Origin of the sequence: Enterobacter sp. SGAir0187 (assembly GCF_002952735.2) — a bacterium.
GTDB classification, from domain to species: domain Bacteria; phylum Pseudomonadota; class Gammaproteobacteria; order Enterobacterales; family Enterobacteriaceae; genus Enterobacter; species Enterobacter quasiroggenkampii.
In genome coordinates this window covers 605,442-625,271 of the sequence record NZ_CP025034.2, presented here as the reverse complement: position 1 = coordinate 625,271, position 19,830 = coordinate 605,442, and the positions used below count along the sequence as shown (strand labels likewise).

Annotated in this window: 17 protein-coding genes; 4 read left to right on the top strand and 13 right to left on the bottom strand. The window is 59.8% G+C overall.

What is annotated here, in order from left to right; translation table 11 throughout:
* The first annotated feature begins 44 nt into the window (after window positions 1-44).
* Window positions 45-1,487: a protein adenylyltransferase SelO gene (gene selO / locus CWR52_RS02980; protein WP_104948810.1), complete on the top strand. Its 1,443-nt coding sequence runs from the start codon at window positions 45-47 to the stop codon at window positions 1,485-1,487.
* 42 nt (window positions 1,488-1,529) lie between these two features.
* Here selO and CWR52_RS02975 read toward each other — a convergent pair whose 3' ends face one another.
* Genes CWR52_RS02975 through CWR52_RS02955 form a run of 5 tightly spaced genes read right to left on the bottom strand, consistent with a single transcriptional unit; the run spans window position 1,530 to window position 6,304 of the window.
* Entirely contained in the window at window positions 1,530-2,300 is a 771-nt protein-coding gene (locus tag CWR52_RS02975) for a 3-hydroxybutyrate dehydrogenase (protein ID WP_045910269.1), read from the bottom strand.
* Between the two features lie 10 nt (window positions 2,301-2,310).
* Window positions 2,311-3,705 (bottom strand): GntP family permease, encoded by a 1,395-nt coding sequence (locus CWR52_RS02970; protein WP_201268149.1) that lies wholly within the window; start codon window positions 3,703-3,705, stop codon window positions 2,311-2,313.
* A 41-nt stretch (window positions 3,706-3,746) separates the two neighbouring features.
* The gene (locus tag CWR52_RS02965) at window positions 3,747-4,928 is read right to left on the bottom strand and encodes an acetyl-CoA C-acetyltransferase (RefSeq protein ID WP_104948808.1); all 1,182 of its coding nucleotides are present in this window, start codon (window positions 4,926-4,928) and stop codon (window positions 3,747-3,749) included.
* Window positions 4,929-4,937: 9 nt separating this feature from the next.
* Window positions 4,938-5,594: a CoA transferase subunit B gene (locus CWR52_RS02960; RefSeq protein ID WP_104948807.1), complete on the bottom strand. Its 657-nt coding sequence runs from the start codon at window positions 5,592-5,594 to the stop codon at window positions 4,938-4,940.
* Between the two features lie 2 nt (window positions 5,595-5,596).
* Entirely contained in the window at window positions 5,597-6,304 is a 708-nt protein-coding gene (locus CWR52_RS02955) for a CoA transferase subunit A (RefSeq protein WP_045910273.1), read from the bottom strand.
* Between the two features lie 140 nt (window positions 6,305-6,444).
* On the opposite strand from CWR52_RS02955, the gene CWR52_RS02950 reads away from it, so the two are divergent.
* Window positions 6,445-7,338 (top strand): LysR family transcriptional regulator, encoded by an 894-nt coding sequence (locus CWR52_RS02950; RefSeq protein ID WP_032645461.1) that lies wholly within the window; start codon window positions 6,445-6,447, stop codon window positions 7,336-7,338.
* Here the strand turns inward: CWR52_RS02950 and CWR52_RS02945 are convergent.
* The 8 genes from CWR52_RS02945 to ppsR all read right to left on the bottom strand — a co-directional run bounded on the left by CWR52_RS02945 (window position 7,335) and on the right by ppsR (window position 15,479).
* A complete protein-coding gene (locus CWR52_RS02945) occupies window positions 7,335-8,114 on the bottom strand; it encodes a heme ABC transporter ATP-binding protein (protein WP_104948806.1) in 780 nt (259 codons plus the stop codon). The two genes, CWR52_RS02950 and CWR52_RS02945, sit on opposite strands and share 4 nt — an antisense overlap.
* The gene (locus CWR52_RS02940) at window positions 8,107-9,099 is read right to left on the bottom strand and encodes a FecCD family ABC transporter permease (protein WP_104948805.1); all 993 of its coding nucleotides are present in this window, start codon (window positions 9,097-9,099) and stop codon (window positions 8,107-8,109) included. The genes CWR52_RS02945 and CWR52_RS02940 overlap by 8 nt, the downstream gene beginning before the upstream one ends.
* Window positions 9,099-9,920, bottom strand: a complete 822-nt coding sequence (locus CWR52_RS02935; RefSeq protein ID WP_104948804.1) for a heme/hemin ABC transporter substrate-binding protein — start codon at window positions 9,918-9,920, stop codon at window positions 9,099-9,101. The genes CWR52_RS02940 and CWR52_RS02935 overlap by 1 nt, the downstream gene beginning before the upstream one ends.
* Complete coding sequence (gene chuS / locus CWR52_RS02930) at window positions 9,917-10,945, bottom strand: hematinate-forming heme oxygenase ChuS (RefSeq protein WP_104948803.1); 1,029 nt, start codon at window positions 10,943-10,945, stop codon at window positions 9,917-9,919. Before chuS ends, CWR52_RS02935 begins: the two co-directional genes overlap by 4 nt.
* A gap of 47 nt (window positions 10,946-10,992) precedes the next feature.
* The gene (locus CWR52_RS02925; RefSeq protein ID WP_104948802.1) at window positions 10,993-12,975 is read right to left on the bottom strand and encodes a TonB-dependent hemoglobin/transferrin/lactoferrin family receptor; all 1,983 of its coding nucleotides are present in this window, start codon (window positions 12,973-12,975) and stop codon (window positions 10,993-10,995) included.
* Between the two features lie 77 nt (window positions 12,976-13,052).
* A complete protein-coding gene (hemP, locus tag CWR52_RS02920) occupies window positions 13,053-13,235 on the bottom strand; it encodes a hemin uptake protein HemP (RefSeq protein WP_045910279.1) in 183 nt (60 codons plus the stop codon).
* 211 nt (window positions 13,236-13,446) lie between these two features.
* A complete protein-coding gene (aroH, locus tag CWR52_RS02915) occupies window positions 13,447-14,493 on the bottom strand; it encodes a 3-deoxy-7-phosphoheptulonate synthase AroH (RefSeq protein ID WP_104948801.1) in 1,047 nt (348 codons plus the stop codon).
* A gap of 152 nt (window positions 14,494-14,645) precedes the next feature.
* The gene (ppsR, locus tag CWR52_RS02910; RefSeq protein WP_008500644.1) at window positions 14,646-15,479 is read right to left on the bottom strand and encodes a posphoenolpyruvate synthetase regulatory kinase/phosphorylase PpsR; all 834 of its coding nucleotides are present in this window, start codon (window positions 15,477-15,479) and stop codon (window positions 14,646-14,648) included.
* Between the two features lie 335 nt (window positions 15,480-15,814).
* Here ppsR and ppsA point away from each other — a divergent pair, with 335 nt between their 5' ends.
* Both ppsA and CWR52_RS02900 read left to right on the top strand, forming a co-directional pair.
* Entirely contained in the window at window positions 15,815-18,193 is a 2,379-nt protein-coding gene (ppsA, locus tag CWR52_RS02905; protein ID WP_023311316.1) for a phosphoenolpyruvate synthase, read from the top strand.
* A 235-nt stretch (window positions 18,194-18,428) separates the two neighbouring features.
* On the top strand, window positions 18,429-19,829 hold the full coding sequence (locus tag CWR52_RS02900) for an MFS transporter (RefSeq protein WP_104948800.1): 1,401 nt from the start codon (window positions 18,429-18,431) through the stop codon (window positions 19,827-19,829).
* Window position 19,830: the final 1 nt, after the last annotated feature.

The following is a 19,830-nucleotide window of genomic DNA, read 5'->3' as shown; positions in this document are numbered from 1 at the left end:
GTTTAAGTCCGGGTAAACCCTCTACACTAAAAGCAGGAGGACTTATGACCCTGTCTTTTACTGCTCGCTGGCATGACGAGTTGCCGGGATTTTATACCGCACTCAAACCCACACCATTACAAAATTCACGTCTTATCTGGCATAACGATCGGCTGGCAGAAGAGTTGGCCATTCCGCCTGAGCTGTTTCAGCGTTCAGAGAGCGCTGGCGTCTGGGGAGGCGAAACGCTTCTCGCCGGTATGCAACCCCTGGCTCAGGTCTACAGCGGACATCAGTTTGGCGTCTGGGCAGGACAGCTGGGCGACGGCAGGGGGATCCTGCTCGGTGAACAACAGCTTCCCAACGGGGAGACGGTTGACTGGCACCTCAAAGGCGCGGGCCTGACGCCGTATTCGCGGATGGGCGACGGGCGTGCGGTTCTGCGTTCAACGATCCGCGAGTGCCTGGGCTCCGAAGCGATGCATGCCCTGGGTATCCCCACCACCCGAGCGCTGTCGATCGTGACCAGCGACACGCCGGTTGTGCGCGAAACCGTGGAAAAGGGCGCCATGCTGATGCGTATCGCGCAAAGCCATCTGCGCTTCGGCCATTTTGAGCACTTTTACTATCGTCGCGAGCCGGAAAAGGTGCGCCAACTGGCAGACTTCGCCATTCGTCACCACTGGGCGCACTGGCAGGACGAGGCGGATAAATACGTTCTCTGGTTCCGGGACGTGGTGGCCCGAACCGCAGCCCTGATTGCCCGCTGGCAAACGGCAGGCTTTGCCCATGGCGTCATGAATACCGACAACATGTCGCTTCTCGGGTTGACCTTTGACTACGGCCCGTTTGGCTTCCTGGATGATTATCAGCCTGGGTACATCTGCAACCACTCTGACTATCAGGGGCGCTACAGTTTTGACAATCAGCCCGCGGTGGGCCTGTGGAACCTGCAGCGGCTTGCACAAACCCTGTCGCCGTTTATCGATGTTGATGCCCTGAATGATGCCCTCGACAGCTATCAGGAGATCTTACTGCGGGAATATGGCTCGCTGATGCGCAACAAGCTGGGGCTGGTGACGCAGGAGAAGGGGGATAATGACATCCTCAATGGCCTGTTTGCCCTGATGGCGCGTGAGGGCAGCGATTATACCCGTACCTTCCGGATGCTGGGCCAGACGGAGCAGCACAGCGCCGCCTCGCCGCTGCGCGATGAGTTTATTGACAGACAGGCGTTTGACGACTGGTTTGCATCCTACCGCACGCGGCTGCAGCAGGAGCAGGTGGATGACGCGACCCGTCAGACGCAGATGAACGCCACGAACCCGGCGATGGTGTTGCGCAACTGGCTGGCGCAGCGGGCGATTGAGCAGGCAGAGCAGGGCGAGTACGACGAATTACACCGTCTGCACGTGGCGTTGCGCACGCCGTTTGCCGACCGGGATGATGATTACGTCAGCCGCCCGCCTGACTGGGGCAAGCGGCTGGAGGTCAGCTGCTCAAGCTAGTCTTTTGGCCGGGGGGCGGATTCGCTTTACCCGGCCTGAACATCACTGCGCGACCCAGCCGCCATCCATATTCCACGCGGCGCCGCGAACGTTCACGGCGCTGTCGCTACACAAAAACAGCGCCAGTTCGCCCAGCTGCTCCGGAGTAACAAACTCGCCCGAAGGCTGTTTTTCCGCCAGAAGCTGTTCGCGAGCGTGCTCCGGCGGTACGCCGTCAGCGATACGTTTGTCAATTTGCTGCTGCACCAGCGGGGTCAGCACCCAGCCGGGACAGATCGTATTGGCGGTAATGCCGGTGCGCGCGGTTTCCAGCGCCAGCGATTTGGTAAAACCCACCACGCCATGCTTGGCTGCCACGTAGGCCGACTTCTCTTTTGACGCGACCAGCCCGTGAACGGAGGCGATATTAATGATGCGCCCCCAGTTTTTCTCGCGCATGGCAGGGAGTGCCAGCCGGCTGGTGTGAAACACCGACGAGAGGTTAATGGCGATAATGTCGTTCCATTTCTCCACCGGAAACGCGTCAACCGGCGCCACGTGCTGTATGCCAGCGTTGTTGACGAGAATGTCCACGCCGCCAAACTGCGATTCGGCGTAGCGCATCAGGGCTTCTATTTGCAGGACGTCACGCAGGTCCGCATCGTGATAGCCCGGCTTTTTGCCCAGTTGCGCAATCTCAACTATTGCTGATTCGCTGTCGCCGAAACCGTTGAGGATCAGCTGCGCCCCGGCCTTCGCCAGCACGCGGGCGATCCCCAGGCCAATGCCGCTGGTCGAGCCGGTGACCAGGGCGGTTTTACCGTTCAGATTCATCTTTCTCTCCTTACACAATGCCGGTCAGATAGAACACGGCAATGACAAAAAGCACTGCCAGACTTTTAATGATGGTGATAGCAAAAATGCCGCCGTAGGCCTGGCGATGGCTCAGGCCGGTAATCGCCAACAGAGTAATCACCGCGCCGTTATGGGGCAGCGTATCCATACCGCCGCTCGCCATTGACGCCACGCGGTGCAGCACCTCAAGCGGGATATTGGCGGCGTGGGCGGCGGCGACAAACGTGTCGGCCATGGCGGCGAGGGCAATACTCATCCCGCCGGATGCCGAGCCGGTGATCCCGGCGAGAACGGTCACGCTGATGGCTTCATTCAGCAGCGGATTCGGAATGGCTGCCAGCGCGTGGGATAACACCAGAAAACCGGGCAGGGCGGCGATAACCGCGCCGAAACCATACTCCGAGGCGGTATTCATCGCCGCCAGAATGGCACCGCTCACCGCCGTCCGGCTGCCTTCTGCCAGGCGTCCCCGGATGTTGCGGAAGCCAAAAATCAGCACCAGCACGATACCTGAGATCAGCGCCGCTTCCACGGCCCAGATGGCGGTGATCTTGCTCACCTCGGTCACGATCGGTTTCGCCAGACCGGGCAGGGTCAGCTCGTGGGTCGTGCCGTACCAGCCGGGGATCCAGCGGGTAAACAGCAGGTTGAGTATGCCCACTACCAGCAGCGGGGCAATGGCAATCAGCGGATGCGGAAGGTTAATGTTGTCCGGCGTCTCCGGTTCATTTTTCAGTTCCGTGCCGTAACCCTCGTTGTTGCTGAGCGCCTTACGACGCTGGCGCTCCAGCCAGAGCAGGCCAAAAAAGATAATAAACAGTGAGCCGATAAGCCCCAGCCACGGCGCGGCCCAGGCGTTGGTACCAAAGAAGCTGGTGGGAATGATGTTCTGGATCTGCGGCGTGCCGGGCAGGGCATCCATGGTAAACGAGAATGCCCCCAGCGCCACCGTGGCCGGGATCAGTCGTTTAGGGATGCCGCTCTGGCGGAACAGTTCCGCGGCGAACGGGTAAACCGCAAACGCCACCACGAACAGCGACACGCCGCCGTAGGTTAACAGCGCGCACACCAGGACAATCACCGGGATGGCGTGGCGACGACCGAGGATCTGAATCGCGGCGGCGACGATGGAGCGCGAGAAGCCGGAAAGCTCAATCAGTTTGCCAAACACCGCCCCCAGCAGGAACACCGGGAAGTAGAGCTTGACGAAGCCCACCATTTTTTCCATGAACAAACCGGTAAACGTCGGGCCGACGGCGCCCGGATCGGTCAGCAGCACGGCGCCGAGCGCCGCAATCGGCGCAAACAAAATCACGCTGTATCCGCGATAGGCCGCCAGCATCAGCAGCGCCAGCGCCGCCAGGGCAATTAATACACTCATCACGACTCCTCACTGTCATTATTATTCGGGTACCAACGAGATGTTTAACGCTCAACGGTCAGGGCAATGCCTTGCCCGCCGCCTACGCACAGGGTGACGAGCCCTTTTTTAACGTCACGGCGCTGCATTTCGTGCAGCAGCGTCACGAGGATGCGGCAGCCGGAGGCACCAATTGGATGACCGAGGGCGATAGCGCCGCCGTTAACGTTCACCCTGCGTTCATCCCAGCCGAGCTGCTTGCCCACCGCCAGCGCCTGGGCGGCAAAGGCTTCATTGGCTTCGATGAGGTCCACGTCATCGAGCGTCCAGCCCGCCTGCGCCAGCGCGCTCTGGCAGGCGCTGACCGGACCGATGCCCATCACCGACGGGTCAACGCCCGTCACGGCATAGCTCACGATGCGCCCCAGAATCGGCAGCCCGCTCTCCCGCGCCTTTTCGCCGCTCATCAGCAGCACCGTCGCGGCGCCGTCGCTGAGCGTGGAGGCATTTCCCGCCGTGACCGTGCCTTCCTCATGCAAAAAGGCGGGGCGCAGCTGCGCAAGCTGCTCGGCGGTGGTGCCTGGCCGGGGCTGTTCGTCACGGCTGACGATAAGCGGCGGTTTTTTACCCTGTTTCACCGTCACCGGCGCAATCTCGGTATCAAACCGGCCCGCTTCGGCGGCAGAGGCCGCTTTTTGCTGCGACCGGGCGGCAAAGGCGTCCTGCTGCTCGCGGGAAATGCCGTACTGCCGGGCGACGTTTTCAGCCGTGAACCCCATGTGGTAATCGTTGAACGCGTCCCACAGTCCGTCCGTGATCATGCTGTCCTGCAGGCCCGTATGGCCAAAACGCAGCCCTGAACGTGCGCCGTCCAGCAGATAGGGGGCGTTGCTCATGCTCTCTTGTCCGCCGGCAATCACTACCTCAGCGTCGCCGCAGCGGATCGCCTGCGCGGCGAGCTGCACCGCTTTTAATCCCGCACCGCAGACCAGGTTGACGGTGGTCGCTGGCGTGCTGACGGGTAACCCGGCGGCGATGGCCGTCTGACGCGCAGGGTTTTGTCCGCATCCCGCCGTCAGCACCTGGCCGAAAATCACCTCATCTATCGTCTCAGCAGGAAGACCGCTGTTCTCAAGCAGACGATGAACCGCGACGGCCCCCAGCTCAGCCGCAGAGAGGGGCGCGAGCGATCCGCGAAAACTGCCAATGGGGGTCCGCGTTGCCCCGACAATCATGACTTCTTTCATCCTGAGTCCTCAGCTAAAGCGCATCTCGCGAACGTCGTCCGCCACAATCATTTTTCCGGCTGTTTTAGCCACTATTTCGTCGATACTGACGCCGGGGGCGTATTCCTGCAGGATGAACGCGCCGTCCACGATCTCGAGCAGCGCGAGGTCGGTTAAGACCCGGCGGATGCAGCCCGCGCCCGTGAGCGGCAGCGTGCAGCGCGACAGCAGCTTTGACTCACCGCTTTTTGACGCGTGGGTCATTACCACAATGATGTTCTGCGCCCCGGCGACGAGATCCATCGCGCCGCCCATGCCCTTCACCATCTTTCCGGGGATCATCCACGAGGCGATATTGCCCTCGACGTCCACCTCAAACGCGCCCAGCACGGTCAGGTCAACATGGCCGCCGCGGATCATGGCAAACGACTGGGCCGAGTCGAAAATGGCCGCGCCCGTGCGTGCGGTCACGGTCTGTTTACCGGCGTTGATCATGTCGGCGTCGAGGCTCTGCTCGTCAGGAAAAGCCCCCATCCCCAGCAGTCCGTTTTCCGACTGGAGCATCACATCCATCCCGTCCGGAATGTAATTCGCCACCAGGGTAGGAATGCCGATCCCCAGGTTGACGTAATATCCGTCGCGCAGCTCGCGGGCGACGCGCATGGCCATCTGTTCACGGGTTAACATCGTCACACTCCTTCCGCGCGCAGCGTGCGCTGTTCAATGCGTTTTTCAAACTGGCCGACAATCAGCCTGTCGACGTAAATGCCCGGAGTATGAATGGCCGACGGGGGCAGCTCACCCGGCGCAACAATCTCCTCCACCTCGACGACCGTTATCCGTCCCGCCGTTGCCATCAGCGGATTAAAGTTTTGCGCGGTATGCCGGTAGACGACGTTGCCGTACCAGTCCGCTTTCCAGCCCTTGATCAGCGCGAAATCACCGGTAATGGCCTCTTCGAGGATGTAATGCTTACCGGCAAACTGGCGCACGTCTTTGCCCGCAGCCACGGGCGTGCCGTAGCCGGTGGCCGTGTAAAATGCCGGAATACCCGCGCCGCCCGCGCGCACCTTTTCCGCCAGCGTGCCCTGAGGCGTGAGTTCAATCTCCAGTTCACCGCTCAGTACCTGCTGCTCGAACAGCGCGTTCTCGCCGACGTAAGAGGCCACCACTTTGCGAACCTGCCGCGTTTCGAGCAGGAGCCCGAGACCGAAACCGTCCACGCCGCAGTTGTTTGATACCACCGTCAGATCTTTCACCTGACGGCGTCTGACCTCTGCAATCAGGTTCTCCGGAATACCGCACAGGCCGAAGCCGCCCGCCAGCAAAGTCATCCCGTCCGTCAGCCCATCCAGCGCCTGCGCATAGCTGTCGACGCGCTTATCCAGTCCCGCCATCGTCATTCCTCCTTTTAACCGTGGCGGTATCATTAGGGGCGGCAACTCATTTGTTAATTTTGAATTTGTGACTCACTCATTTGGTTTTTTTATTAATTTCCTGTTAACTAAATTTTTTCAATTAGTTAACAGGATGAAAAATGAGAATGAGTGTCAAACAGTTACGCGCGTTTTTAGCGGTAGCTCACACTCTGAATTTCGCCCACGCCAGCGAACGGCTGAATCTCTCCCAGCCAGCTCTGAGCCTGACGATTAAAGCCCTGGAGGACGCGCTCGGCGGACCGCTGCTGCAGCGGAGCACGCGCAAGGTCGCGCTGACGCAGGAGGGGGAGACGTTTTTGCCGATGGCGCGGCAGCTGCTTGCCGACTGGGATAATGTCGAAGAGGCGATGCACCAGTGCTTTACTCTGCAGCGCGGTAAAATTTCGGTCGCGGCGATGCCGTCGTTTGCCGCGAATGTCCTGCCCGAGGTGCTGAAAGCGTTTCGCGATCGCCATGCCGGGATCAATGTCACCGTGCATGACGTGATTAACGAGCAGGTGATTGAGATGGTGCGGGAAGGGCGGGTCGAGATGGGCATCGCCTTTGAGCCCGCGCCCACACACAACCTGCTGTTTACTCCGCTGGGTCTCGACCGCTTTGTTGCCATTGTGCCGAAAGATTCCCCGCTGGCGGGCAAAAAGCGCCTGACTTGGGAAGCGCTGCTGACGCTGGATTTCATCACCCTGCAGCGCCCGTCGGCGGTGCGTCTGATGATGGAAGAGGAGCTCGCGCGAAGCGGCAGAAAGCTGGACGTCGCGCTTGAAAGTCATCAGCTGGTGACGGTCGGGCGGATGGTCGCAAGCGGGCTGGGCGGCAGCGCCGTACCGGCGCTCTGCAAGACGCAGATGGCGTCGCTGGGCGCGGTCTGTATTCCGCTGGACAGCCCGCCTATTGAAAAGTGTATTGGGGTGATCCATCCCGGGCACACGCAGCTTTCAAAAGCGGCGCATGCCCTGCTGGAAACGCTGAAGGATTTTTACCAGCCCGATTAAGGGGCAAGAAACACCTGCGGCGCGGCGTGAGCCGGGTGCCTGCCGACATGAACCTGTGCGCCGTACCAGTGCGCCAGCGCATCGGCCTGCAAAACGGTTTCCGGCTCTCCCTGGGACACGATCCTGCCGCTGTGCAGGAGCAGGAGGCGATCCGCCCACAGCGCTGCCAGGTTGAGGTCGTGCAGCACCGCGCAAACGTGCAGATGTCCCCGGCTGGTCAGGGATTTCAACAGGCGCAGCAGATGCTGCTGGTGATAGAGATCGAGCGCAGACGTGGGTTCATCAAGAAACAGCCAGCCGCGCGGCGCACCGTCGCACCAGAGCTGAGCCAGCGCGCGGGCGAGCTGAACGCGCTGCTGCTCGCCGCCGGAGAGCGCGGCAAACTGCCTGCCCGCCAGCGGTAAACAGCCGGTGATGGCCATGACCTCCTCGATCACCGACGCTTCCGGTGTGCGGGTCCAGGGCGCACGCCCCATACCGACGACCGCCTCAACCGGCCAGTCAAATCCGAGCTGCGTGTTCTGGCGCATCACCGCCCGGTAGCGGGAGAGCTTGTCCGGCGACCAGGCCGCAAGCGGTGTGCCCGCCAGGCTGCACCGTCCGCCCGCAGGTTTAAGGTAGCCGGTAAGCAGCCGCAACAGCGTCGATTTCCCGGCGCCGTTGGGGCCAATCAGCGCCACCAGCTCGCCCTGAGATAAGGTCAGCGACACGTCGTTAATCAGCGTGCGTTGTCCGGCGCGAAAAACAAGGTTTTCTGCACAATAGCGTTCAGCCATGCGCACCTCCGCGACGAAAGATAAGCCACAGGAACCACGGCGCGCCGAGAAGGCTGGTCAACAAGCCGACCGGCATTTCCGCCGGGGCGACCAGGCTGCGCGCCAGCGTATCGGCCACCAGCAGGAGCAGCGCACCGGCCAGCACCGAGCCGGGGAGCGCGGCCCGGTGGTCGGCTCCCAGCCACATGCGCACCAGGTGCGGCACCACCAGGCCGACAAAACCGATCACGCCGCTGACCGCAACGGCGGCAGCCACCAGCAGGGCACTGCACAGCAGCAGGATGCGCTGCACGGCGGCAACCTCCACGCCGAGATAGTGCGCCTCTTCGTCGCCCAACTGCAGCAAATTCAGGGCGCCTGCCAGACGCCAGATCGCCAGCACGGTGGGGATCATCAGCGACGCGACGGCCAGCAGCGTCGACCACTGCGCCTGGCCGAGGCTGCCCATTCCCCAGAGAGAAAGCTGGCGAAGCTGGACATCATTGCTGAGCCATGACAGCACGCCGACGGCGGCGCCGCACAGGGCGTTGATGGCAATCCCTACCAGCAGCAGGCGCGACAGGGAAGCGTCACGCTGTCGACTGAGCAGGAAAATCACGACGGTGGCGGCCAGCGCGCCGAGAAACGCCGCCAGCATCGGGGCATACAGCATCACCAGCGCCGGCAGCGAGAGCGGAAGCACCACCCACAGGGCGACGGCAAGCGCCGCGCCGCTGCTGATGCCGAGCAGGCCCGGATCCGCCAGCGGGTTGCGAAACAGCCCCTGCATCACGCAGCCCGCCAGCGCCAGCGAACCGCCGATCGCCAGCGCCAGCAGCACGCGAGGCAGGCGGATCGTCAGCCAGATTTGACGCAGGGCCTCGTCGGTGCCGTTCCACAGCAGGCTGACCGGCAGGCGCAGCGCGCCAATACCGCTGGCCGTCAGCGTCGTGACGACCAGCAGCGCGGCCAGCATCCATAATGACAGGGCGGCTCGCCGGGACATCAGGGCAGTTGCTCCGCTTTGGCACGCAACTCCCGGATGGCTTCCGGCGTTCGCACGCTGAAGCCCAGCAGCGCCATGTCATCAATCGCCAGCACCTGCTTGTTCCGTCCTGCCGGGGTTTGCGCCAGGCCGGGCAGCGTCCACAGATTCGCTTCCCCACCCAGGGCGTTGATGCCGTCCTGAGAAATCACCACCAGATCGGGCCGGCTGGCAATCGTGCCTTCCTGAGACAGCGGCTGATAGCGGGTGAACCCCTGCATCGCGTTCTGCAGCCCCGCCGCACGAATGGCCGCGTCCGCGCCGGTCTGTTGTCCGGCAGCCATGGCGGTCATTCCGCCGTGGTTGAGAATAAACAGCACCCGCTTATTGAGCGGCGACGCGGGAAGCGTCGACAGCGTCTGACGCAGCGTCTTGCGCAAGGCTTCCCCCTCAGCCTCGCGGTGCGTCGCTTCAGCGACGATCCGTACCTTTTCGTCAATGACGCTCAGATCGTTACCGGCAGGAATTGCGATGACCCTGACGTGGCTTTGCTCAACCTGCTTGAGCGCCAGAGACGGCTGCGCCTGGGCGCTGGCCAGCACCAGCGTAGGACGCATGGATAAGATCCCCTCCGCGTTGAGCTGGCGCAGATAGCCCACGTCCGGCAGCGCGGTAGCCGCCTGCGGCCACTGGCTGGTGCTGTCGCGGGCCACCAGCGAAGACGCTGCGCCGAGGGCGTAGACAACCTCGGTGACGTCGCCGCCGAGCGTGATGATTTTTTCCTGCGGCGCAGCAAACGCCAGCAGGGGCAGGGCGCCGATCAGGGCAAGCCACCGTTTCATGCGGCCAGCCCTTTCGCCGTTAAGGCGTCAATCTGGCTGCGCCACTGGCTCTGCTCCGGCTCACCTTCCGTACGCTGGCCGTACAGCTGGGCGATTTGCGTCCCATCGGCGGCAAACAGCTCCAGGCTGGTGACATGCCCGTCCGCGGTCGGTTTGCGCGTGACCCACGTCTCGGCAATCGCGTCTTCAAGCAGGTGCAGGGTAAAGGTTGGGTTGAAGATATTCAGCCAGCCTTTCATCGGCGCCAGCTTTTCCACCACGCCGGTGAAAATCTGCACGCAGCCGCGGTTGCCGACGAAGACCATGATTTCGTTACCGTCCCGGCGCGCCGCTTCCAGCAGCTGCGCCAGCGCGGTGTTTTCTACCCGGCAGGCCAGATCGTCACCCACCAGACGAAACGCCTGCTGGCGGCTGAGGTTATGGCGCTTGAGCAGGCTGAAGAACTGATGAACGTCGGTCATAGCGCGCCACTCGTTATCCATGAGGGCAGCATTTGCGTTTTCTGCGTGAGCCGGGGCATCGGCCTTCTTCAACGCCAGCGGAGGATTCTCGGCAAAGATAAAGCGCGTCAGCACGTCGCCCCAGGCGGAAACGTCGGTATTATCCGTGGCGTAGACCTTCAGCAGGGCATCGCCCTGATGGTCGAAGAACTGAATGCTTTGCCGCTCGCCGCGGGCGGTGGCTTCACTGATGTGAAACGCGCTTGCCCACTGGTTGAGGAACAGGCGCAGATCCAGCGCGCGCGGGTTCAGCACCAGCCCGGCATGACCGTTCAGGTGCTGATTAGTAAAGTTCCCGACCTGCTCGTGAACGGCGTAGTCGTTGCGGCAGATACATTTGGTTTCGCCCACCGCCTCCAGTGCGCCCAGGATCTCACGAATTTCACCGTGCAGGCGCCAGGCGTCGTGGCCCACGCGGGCAAAGGTCAGCTCCGCTTCGCTGATGTTCATTAGCCCTGCGATGTCGCGCGCGTATTTACCCGGATTTTCTTCTTTTAGCTCAAGCCAGCGTGTGTAGTGATTCATTGTCTCTTCCTTTCAAAGCAATGCCCCGGTCAGCCGGGGCGAAGGGATTACCATTGATAACTGACGAAAATCTTGCCGTTACGGCCGTCCTGCGGAATGCCCTGAGGTGACCAGTACGCTTTGTCGAAGGCGTTGCCGAGTACCAGCGTCGTGGTCACGCCTTTGAGCCGCTCCTGGCCCTTATAGCTGACATAGAAGTCGTTGACCGCATAGCCCGGCTGCTCGCTGTAGCTGCTGCTGATATGCGTTGAGCGATCGACAAAGGTGCCAATCCAGCCGACGGAAAAACCGCTCTGCGCCACCGGAATATCCAGCTTGCTGGTGACAGTATCCGGGTTGATGCTGGAGATGTACTCGCCCGTATCGGTATCTTTCCCGCGCGTGCGGTTGTAGGCCAGGTCGAGGTTGAAGAGGTCGGCCGAGTATTTTGCCATCATGTCCCAGCCCCAGATTTTGGCATTCGGGACGTTATACGACATGGTGGTTGCCGCCGCGAAATCGACGGTGGTGGAGATGTAGTCTTTGGCTTTGGTATCGAAATAGCTGGCTTTAAACTCCAGCGCATCGTTGGCAAGCAGCAGATCGTCAAAGCGCAGACCAAAACCAAACTCCTGCGTTTCGTTGGTTTCCGGGCGCAGGTTCGGGTTCGGCACCCAGTAGTTGGTATAGAAGCGGCCAATAGAGAAGTGTTTGGCGTCGTTGTACATCTCACCCATGGTCGGCGCACGGAAGGCCTGCGCGTAAGAGCCAAACAGCATCAGCCAGTCGGTCGGGCTGACGGTCAACCCGGCGCGGGAGGACCATTTATCGGCATCGACATCGTCGTAGCCATTGCTGCTGCCGCGGTAGTTGTCATACCGCGTGCCGCCCAGCAGGGTGACCGGCAGATCGCGCAGGGTAATTTCGTCCTGCAGCCAGCCGGAGCTGAAGTCGATTTTCGCCTCCGGGAAGCCGGTGGTTGCCCCGCCCGGATGTTGCTCCTGACGATAATATTCCCCGCCGTAGGTCAGAAGGTGTGATGCGAAGGTGTCGCTGAACAGGCGGGTGCGGTTTTCCACCTTGCCGCCTTTGGTGGTCTGCTTGCGGAACTCACCGCTGTTGTCGATATTCTGGGCATTAATGCGCGCCTCGGACCAGTAGACCTTCGCGTCGGCGTTCAGCCAGTCGTTACCTTCCGGGGCGATGTGATAGCCCACCTGCGCGTCACGCTGAATGGTGGAGCGATCGGTCATCGGGTTGCTGCTGTCCGCCCCGGGGGTTTGCGGGTTTTTCGGTTCCTGAGCGTCGTTATTGTAGTAGCGCAGGGAGCCGCTCAGGGTCTGGGCCGGGTCGATTTTCCAGCTGCCTTTCGCCAGCATGTTATTGATGGATTCGTCGTTAGGGGCGGTTGCTCCGTCGCTCTGGCGAATATCACCACGATCCCGGCTGGACCAGGCCACCAGACCGTCCAGCGTGTCGGTGCGGCCGTAGGCGCTGGCCCCCAGGCCAAGACTGTGATCGCCCGTCGCGCCCGTCCCAAACACGCGGTAGCCGCTGTTTTTACCCGGCTCCAGCAGATCTTTCGCATCGGCGGTATCATAGGAAATCACGCCGCCCAGCGCGCCGCTGCCGTACAGCAGGGCCGACGGGCCGCGAACCACTTCGATACGTTTAATCAGCGCCGGATCGAGGAACGTGCTGTTCAGGTGGCCGGTGTCGGTGCCCTGACGCACGCCGTCAACCAGCACCAGCACGCCGCGACGATCGTAGCCGCGCAGGTTCACGTCCTGCCCGTTGGTGCGCCCGGTACCGTCCAGCGTCAGGCCGGGGACGTTACGCAGCAGGTCGGCCGCCGAGCTGGCGGTTTGCTTCTCCGGCGCGCTGGTGCCAATCACGCTCACCATCATGGGGGCTTCAAAGGCGCTGCGGGCGTTGCCCGTGGCGGTGACGGTAATGTCATCTGTGGCAGCAAACACCGCGGTCGGCAGGGCGCTGACAATCGCCAGCGTCAGAAGTGACGGGCGTAAAGACGCGGAAGGCAGGTGTGGCATAGCAACTCTCCATTAGAATTGAAAAGCGCTGGCTGCCTGGGGTTTACCTGGGTGGCTGGCGTAGTTTTTTGTGTTGTTTATTTTGTGAGGATCAGTTTTCCGGCATGGGTCTGGCGCAGCAGATAGCGCTGGCCGTCATGCTCGATAATGACCCGGCCCTCATCGCCGAGCAGGGTTTTGCTGTCAATCCGACGCTCGATAGGGGCTGGTGCTGTGTCTGTTTTTGCTGGCGTTGCCGCGCTATTATCCGTACGTGACATAATTTTTATAAATAACAATCAATGTAACAATGATAATCATTATCAATAAACTGCAAATTCACGGCAAGCGTTTTTGTGAAAATTGTGTGACGGGATCAAATTCAGGGGGAGGCGATGCGGCCTGGTGCCCTCACCCCAACCCTCTCCCACCGGGAGAGGGAGAAGGGCGAGAATCGTAGGCCGGGTAAGCGCAGGGCGACCCGGCAGGATGTTAAAAGCGTGTGTCCACGGCTGCTGCGAGTTTCTCCAGCAGCAGTTCGCTGTCTTCCCAGCTCAGGCACGGGTCGGTGATCGACTGGCCGTATACCATCTGCTGGCCAGCAACGATTTTCTGCGTGCCTTCTTTGATAAAGCTCTCCGCCATAATCCCTGCAACGGCGGTTGAACCGCTGCGGATCTGCTGGCAGATCTCATCGCAGACGTCCAGCTGGCGGCGATGCTGCTTCTGGCAGTTGCCGTGGCTGAAGTCCACCACCAGATGTTCCGGCAGGTCGAACTCGGCCAGGGTTTCACAGGCCGCCGCAATATCTTGTGCATGGTAATTGGGTTTCTTGCCGCCGCGCATAATGATATGCCCGTACGGGTTACCGCTGGTCTGGTAGATGGTCATATGACCGCTCTTGTCCGGCGACAGGAACATGTGGCTGGCACGGGCAGCGCGGATGGCGTCAACCGCAATACGGGTATTGCCATCGGTCCCGTTTTTAAAGCCGACCGGACAGGAGAGGGCGGAGGCCATCTCGCGGTGGATTTGGCTTTCGGTGGTGCGTGCGCCAATCGCGCCCCAGCTGATCAGATCGGCGATAAACTGCCCGGTCACCATATCAAGAAACTCGGTGGCGGTCGGCACGCCCAGCTCGTTGACCTGCAAAAGCAGCTTACGTGCCAACTCGATCCCGTGGTTCACGCGATAGCTGCCGTTCAGGTCAGGGTCGGAAATCAGCCCCTTCCAGCCCACCACGGTACGCGGTTTTTCAAAGTAGGTGCGCATCACAATTTCAAGGCGATGCTGGTATTTTTCCCGCAGCCCCTGAAGCCGTTTTGCATAATCCATCGCGGCATCCAGATCGTGGATGGAGCAGGGACCAATCACCACCAGAAGACGCTTGTCTTCACCATTAAGTATTTTTTCAATGCGGCGGCGGGAGGCCGTCACGTGTTCCGCAACGGCAGCGGAAACAGGATGCCGCTGGGCCAGTTCAGCCGGCGTGACCAGGCTGTCAATGCGCGCAGTGCGGAGTTCATCGGTTTTATTCATGGAATGTCTCAGAAAATTTTTGCTTCATCGGCAGACTACCGGGAAGTGATGGGCATCACCTTAAACCAATCCCTGCTGATTTCAAGTTCGGGGCGACACCGCCCCGTGGTTGCCGATGATGATACCTGAATCTGAGCTAATGTACTAGCATATTAGTACATGCGGCGGTTAAGCCCCATGATATCAAGAATTTTGGTGGCAATTTCTTCCACAGAGTAGTTGGTGCTGTTCAGCCACGGGATCTGATTTTTGCGGTACAGGGCTTCCACTTCGGAGACCTCCATCCGGCACTGGCGCATGGAGGCGTAACGGCTGTTCTCGCGGCGCTCTTCGCGGATGGCGGCAAGGCGTTCCGGATTAATCGTCAGGCCGAACAGTTTGTGCTGCAGCGGCTTAAGGGCGGCGGGCAGCACCAGGTTATCCATATCGTCAGCAATAAACGGGTAGTTGGCGGCGCGAATGCCGAACTGCATCGCCAGGTAGAGGCTGGTCGGCGTTTTGCCGCAGCGCGACACGCCAAGCAGGATCACCTGCGCCTGGTCGAGATTACGCAGAGAGATACCGTCGTCGTGCGCGAGGGTGTAATCGATGGCGGCGATACGCGCGTCGTACTTGGTCAGGTTGCCGGGGTTCAGCCCGTGGGTACGGTGGGCGATAGGCGTCGGGTCGAGCTTCAGCTCGCTTTGCAGCGGAGCCACCAGCGCCTGCACGATATCCTGACAGAAGCCTTCACTCTGCAGAATGATGGCGCGAATCTCGGGGATTACGATGGAGTAGAACACCAGCGGGCGGACACCGGTCTGCTGGTAGATGGCGTCGATCTGGTCCTTCACCGCTTTGGCGCGGCTCTCATTTTCGACAAACGGCAGCGTAATGCTGTTGATCGATACGGGAAACTGCGACATCACCGCGTGGCCCAGCACCTCGGCGGTGATCGCCGTACCATCAGAAATATAAAAAACGTGACGATCGACAGCACTATCCATTTTACCCACCCTGAATATCAGACGTAATTGTCTGAAAGCATAAATTAAAAAAGTAATTTACACAGCAAAGAACTTATCCTAATTATGAATGAAACGCTGTTTTTGATTTTCCTGAAAAGTGGATTTCATTTTTCAAATAGCGACTTTATTTTTGGGGTTTCTGGCTGAATATAGAGGAATCATCGGGTTAATCGTTGATGGGAAAGTATCCGAAAAGTTGAAATTTTAAATTGCTTACACGATTCACCGTTTTTTTAGCGGAAATAAATATGCCAGTATAAATACGTAGTCAGGTGTTACTTACTCCGATCAAATATCACAAAAGGATTGTTTCGATGTCCAACAATGGCTCGTCACCGCTGGTGCTTTGGTATAACCAACTCGGCATGAATGATGTAGACAGAGTTGGGGGCAAAAATGCCTCCCTGGGTGAAATGATTACAAACCTGTCGGGTATGGGTGTCTCCGTACCGAACGGGTTTGCCACCACCGCCGATGCCTTTAACCTGTTTTTAGACCAGAGCGGTGTTAACCAGCGCATTTACGACCTGCTGGATAAAACGGATATTGATGACGTCACCGAGCTTGCCAAAGCCGGGGCGCAGATCCGCCAGTGGATCATCGACACACCTTTCCAGCCGGAACTGGAAAAAGCCATTCACGACGCATACAACCAGCTCTCTGCTGACGATGCGCAGGCCTCCTTTGCCGTGCGTTCCTCTGCGACCGCGGAAGACATGCCGGACGCCTCGTTTGCCGGGCAGCAGGAAACCTTCCTGAACGTCCAGGGTTACGATGCGGTGCTGGTGGCCGTGAAGCACGTGTTTGCTTCCCTGTTTAACGACCGTGCCATCTCCTATCGCGTGCACCAGGGCTACGACCATCGCGGCGTGGCGCTTTCCGCTGGCGTGCAACGCATGGTGCGCTCGGACGTGGGCTCATCCGGCGTGATGTTCTCCATTGATACCGAATCCGGCTTCGACCAGGTGGTGTTTATCACCTCCGCGTGGGGTCTGGGTGAGATGGTGGTGCAGGGTGCGGTAAACCCTGACGAATTCTACGTTCACAAGCCTACGCTGGCCGCTGGCCGTCCGGCGGTGGTGCGCCGCACCATGGGCTCGAAAAAAATCCGCATGATCTATGCCCCGACCCAGGAGCATGGCAAGCAGGTTAAAATTGAAGACGTACCGCAGGAGCAGCGCGACCGCTTCTCCCTGACCGACGCCGAAGTGCAGGAGCTGGCGAAGCAGGCGGTGCAGATTGAAAAACACTACGGCCGTCCGATGGATATCGAATGGGCGAAAGACGGGAACACCGGCAAGCTGTTTATCGTGCAGGCGCGCCCGGAAACCGTCCGCTCTCGCGGCCAGGTGATGGAGCGTTATACGCTGCACGCCCAGGGCAAAATCGTGGCGGAAGGCCGTGCTATCGGTCACCGCATCGGGGCCGGTCCGGTGAAAGTGATCCACGACATCAGCGAGATGAACCGTATTGAGCCAGGCGACGTGCTGGTGACCGACATGACCGACCCGGACTGGGAACCGATCATGAAGAAAGCGGCGGCTATCGTCACCAACCGCGGCGGCCGTACCTGTCACGCGGCGATCATTGCCCGCGAACTGGGTATTCCTGCGGTTGTCGGCTGCGGTGATGCTACCGAGCGCATGAAGGACGGACAGAACGTGACCGTCTCCTGTGCCGAAGGCGATACCGGCTATGTGTATGCCGATATCCTCGACTTCAGCGTGAAGAGCTCCAGCGTGGATACCATGCCGGATCTGCCGCTGAAGATCATGATGAACGTCGGCAACCCGGACCGCGCGTTCGACTTCGCCTGCCTGCCGAACGAAGGCGTAGGCCTGGCGCGCCTGGAGTTTATCATCAACCGTATGATCGGCGTTCACCCGCGTGCGCTGCTGGAGTTTGACGACCAGGATCCGAAGCTGCAGAACGAAATCCGCGAGATGATGAAAGGCTATGACTCGCCGAAAGAGTTCTACGTCGGCCGTCTGACCGAAGGGATCGCGACGCTGGGTGCCGCTTTCTATCCGAAACGCGTGATTGTGCGTCTGTCTGACTTTAAGTCTAACGAATACGCCAACCTGGTCGGCGGCGAGCGCTACGAGCCGGAAGAAGAGAACCCGATGCTTGGCTTCCGCGGGGCCGGACGCTACGTGTCCGACAGCTTCCGCGACTGCTTCGCGCTGGAGTGTGAGGCAGTGAAGCGCGTGCGCAACGACATGGGGCTGACCAACGTGGAGATCATGATCCCGTTCGTACGTACCGTAGATCAGGCGAAAGCGGTGGTGGACGAGCTGGCGCGTCAGGGGCTGAAGCGCGGCGAGAACGGGCTGAAGATCATCATGATGTGTGAGATCCCGTCCAACGCCCTGCTGGCCGAGCAGTTCCTGGAGCACTTCGACGGCTTCTCTATCGGTTCGAACGACATGACGCAGCTGACGCTGGGTCTGGACCGTGACTCCGGCGTGGTCTCCGAGCTGTTCGACGAGCGTAACGAGGCGGTGAAAGCGCTGCTCTCCATGTCCATCCGCGCGGCGAAGAAGCAGGGTAAATACGTCGGGATTTGTGGTCAGGGTCCATCCGACCATGAAGACTTTGCCGCATGGCTGATGGAGGAGGGGATTGATAGCCTGTCCCTGAACCCGGATACGGTGGTGCAAACCTGGCTGAGCCTGGCGGAACTGAACAAGTAACGCCGCGCTGACCCGAAAAGGCGAGGATATTATTCCTCGCCTTTTTTATTTCCCCCTCTTATTTGCTCCCCATCACAAATAAAGTAAAAAACCAAATATCATAATTTGCCTGTCAATTTAGACAATTGTTAGCGCGCAAACCGTTGCTAATACTTGAGCCTTACATGCGCATTTCCCTTCAGATGATGCGCAACTGGTTGAAATACGTTTTAACCTGATAAAAAGGCAAATAACAATGACACTCTCCTCTGTATTGCGTACCAAAGATAAAATAGGTTATGGCTTAGGTGATATGGCCAGCGCGCTGGTCTGGCAAACGGCAACCTTATTTCTCGCTTATTTCTATACGGACGTTTTTGGGCTGCCCGCCGCCATCATGGGCACCATGTTTTTAGTGGTGCGCGTGGTTGATGCGTTTGTCGACCCGTGCATTGGCGCCCTGGTGGATCGCACCCAGACGCGTCACGGTCGTTTCCGTCCCTGGCTGCTGTGGTTCGCCATTCCGTTTGGCGTAAGCTGCCTCATCACTTTCTATGTACCGGACGTGGGGCCGACGGCGAAAATCGTTTATGCCTGTGTGACCTACGCGATCTTAAGCCTGATTTACTCCGCCATTAACGTGCCTTACTGCGCCATGCCCGGCGCGCTGACGCTGGATCCGCGCGAGCGTCACTCCCTGCAGTCGTGGCGCTTTGGCTTGTCGTTTATCGGCGGATTGATTGTGACGGTGATTGCCCTGCCGCTGGTCTCACTGTTAGGCCAGGGCAACGTGCAGAAAGGCTATTTCTACGCCATGAGCCTGATGGGGCTGCTGGGCATTGTGCTCTTTTTCTGCTGTTTCCTGATGACCCGCGAGCGTTATTCTCCGCGCAGTGATACTTCCGGCTCGATGCTCACCGATTTAAAACTGCTGGCCGGAAACAGCCAGTGGCGCATTGTGTTCCTGTTTAATATTTTGCTGTTAACGGCGGTGGTAACGCGCGGTTCCGCCACGATGTATTACGTGAACTACGTGCTGTTGCGCCCGGAGCTGGTTTTTGCCTTTATTGTTTCCGGAATGGTCGCCTCCTTAAGCGGCGCATTATTATCTGAGCGGCTGCTGGGGAAATTTGACCGCGTGCGTGCCTACCAGTGGACCATTATTTCCTTCGTGATTTTCGGCGCGCTGATTTTCTTCCTGCCGCCTTCACAGGTGTGGCTGATTTTTGGCCTCAACATCGTCTTTAGCTTTGTGCAAAACCTGACCACGCCGCTGCAGTGGACCATGTTCTCCGATGTGGTCGACTACGAAGAGCACCGCAGTGGCCGCCGTCTGGACGGGCTGGTCTTCTCCACCGCGCTGTTTGCCATCAAATTCGGCCTGGCGCTGGGCGGCGCGGTGGTCGGCTGGGTGCTGGGCATGGTGGATTACGCCCCGGGACAGGCAGCTCAGGCACCCCACGTACTCTCTACGATTAACGCGCTGTTCACCCTTATCCCTTGCGCGCTGTTCCTTTGCATGGTCGCGCTGCTTGCTATCTACAAGCTCAACAGTCGGCTGGTGGATTCCATCGCCCGGGAGTTGGCCAGCAAGCTTGAGGTGAGACCCGATGCGGGGCAGCTCAGCCCAACAATCCCTTCCGCACTACAGGAGTAAA

Coding starts and splice junctions, on each gene's coding strand:
- selO (WP_104948810.1), top strand. CDS start 45: ATGACCCTGTCTTTTACTGCTCGCTGGCATGACGAGTTGCCGGGATTT.
- CWR52_RS02975 (WP_045910269.1), bottom strand. CDS start 2,300: ATGAATCTGAACGGTAAAACCGCCCTGGTCACCGGCTCGACCAGCGGC.
- CWR52_RS02965 (WP_104948808.1), bottom strand. CDS start 4,928: ATGAAAGAAGTCATGATTGTCGGGGCAACGCGGACCCCCATTGGCAGT.
- CWR52_RS02960 (WP_104948807.1), bottom strand. CDS start 5,594: ATGTTAACCCGTGAACAGATGGCCATGCGCGTCGCCCGCGAGCTGCGC.
- CWR52_RS02955 (WP_045910273.1), bottom strand. CDS start 6,304: ATGGCGGGACTGGATAAGCGCGTCGACAGCTATGCGCAGGCGCTGGAT.
- CWR52_RS02950 (WP_032645461.1), top strand. CDS start 6,445: ATGAGAATGAGTGTCAAACAGTTACGCGCGTTTTTAGCGGTAGCTCAC.
- CWR52_RS02945 (WP_104948806.1), bottom strand. CDS start 8,114: ATGGCTGAACGCTATTGTGCAGAAAACCTTGTTTTTCGCGCCGGACAA.
- CWR52_RS02940 (WP_104948805.1), bottom strand. CDS start 9,099: ATGTCCCGGCGAGCCGCCCTGTCATTATGGATGCTGGCCGCGCTGCTG.
- CWR52_RS02935 (WP_104948804.1), bottom strand. CDS start 9,920: ATGAAACGGTGGCTTGCCCTGATCGGCGCCCTGCCCCTGCTGGCGTTT.
- chuS (WP_104948803.1), bottom strand. CDS start 10,945: ATGAATCACTACACACGCTGGCTTGAGCTAAAAGAAGAAAATCCGGGT.
- CWR52_RS02925 (WP_104948802.1), bottom strand. CDS start 12,975: ATGCCACACCTGCCTTCCGCGTCTTTACGCCCGTCACTTCTGACGCTG.
- hemP (WP_045910279.1), bottom strand. CDS start 13,235: ATGTCACGTACGGATAATAGCGCGGCAACGCCAGCAAAAACAGACACA.
- aroH (WP_104948801.1), bottom strand. CDS start 14,493: ATGAATAAAACCGATGAACTCCGCACTGCGCGCATTGACAGCCTGGTC.
- ppsR (WP_008500644.1), bottom strand. CDS start 15,479: ATGGATAGTGCTGTCGATCGTCACGTTTTTTATATTTCTGATGGTACG.
- ppsA (WP_023311316.1), top strand. CDS start 15,815: ATGTCCAACAATGGCTCGTCACCGCTGGTGCTTTGGTATAACCAACTC.
- CWR52_RS02900 (WP_104948800.1), top strand. CDS start 18,429: ATGACACTCTCCTCTGTATTGCGTACCAAAGATAAAATAGGTTATGGC.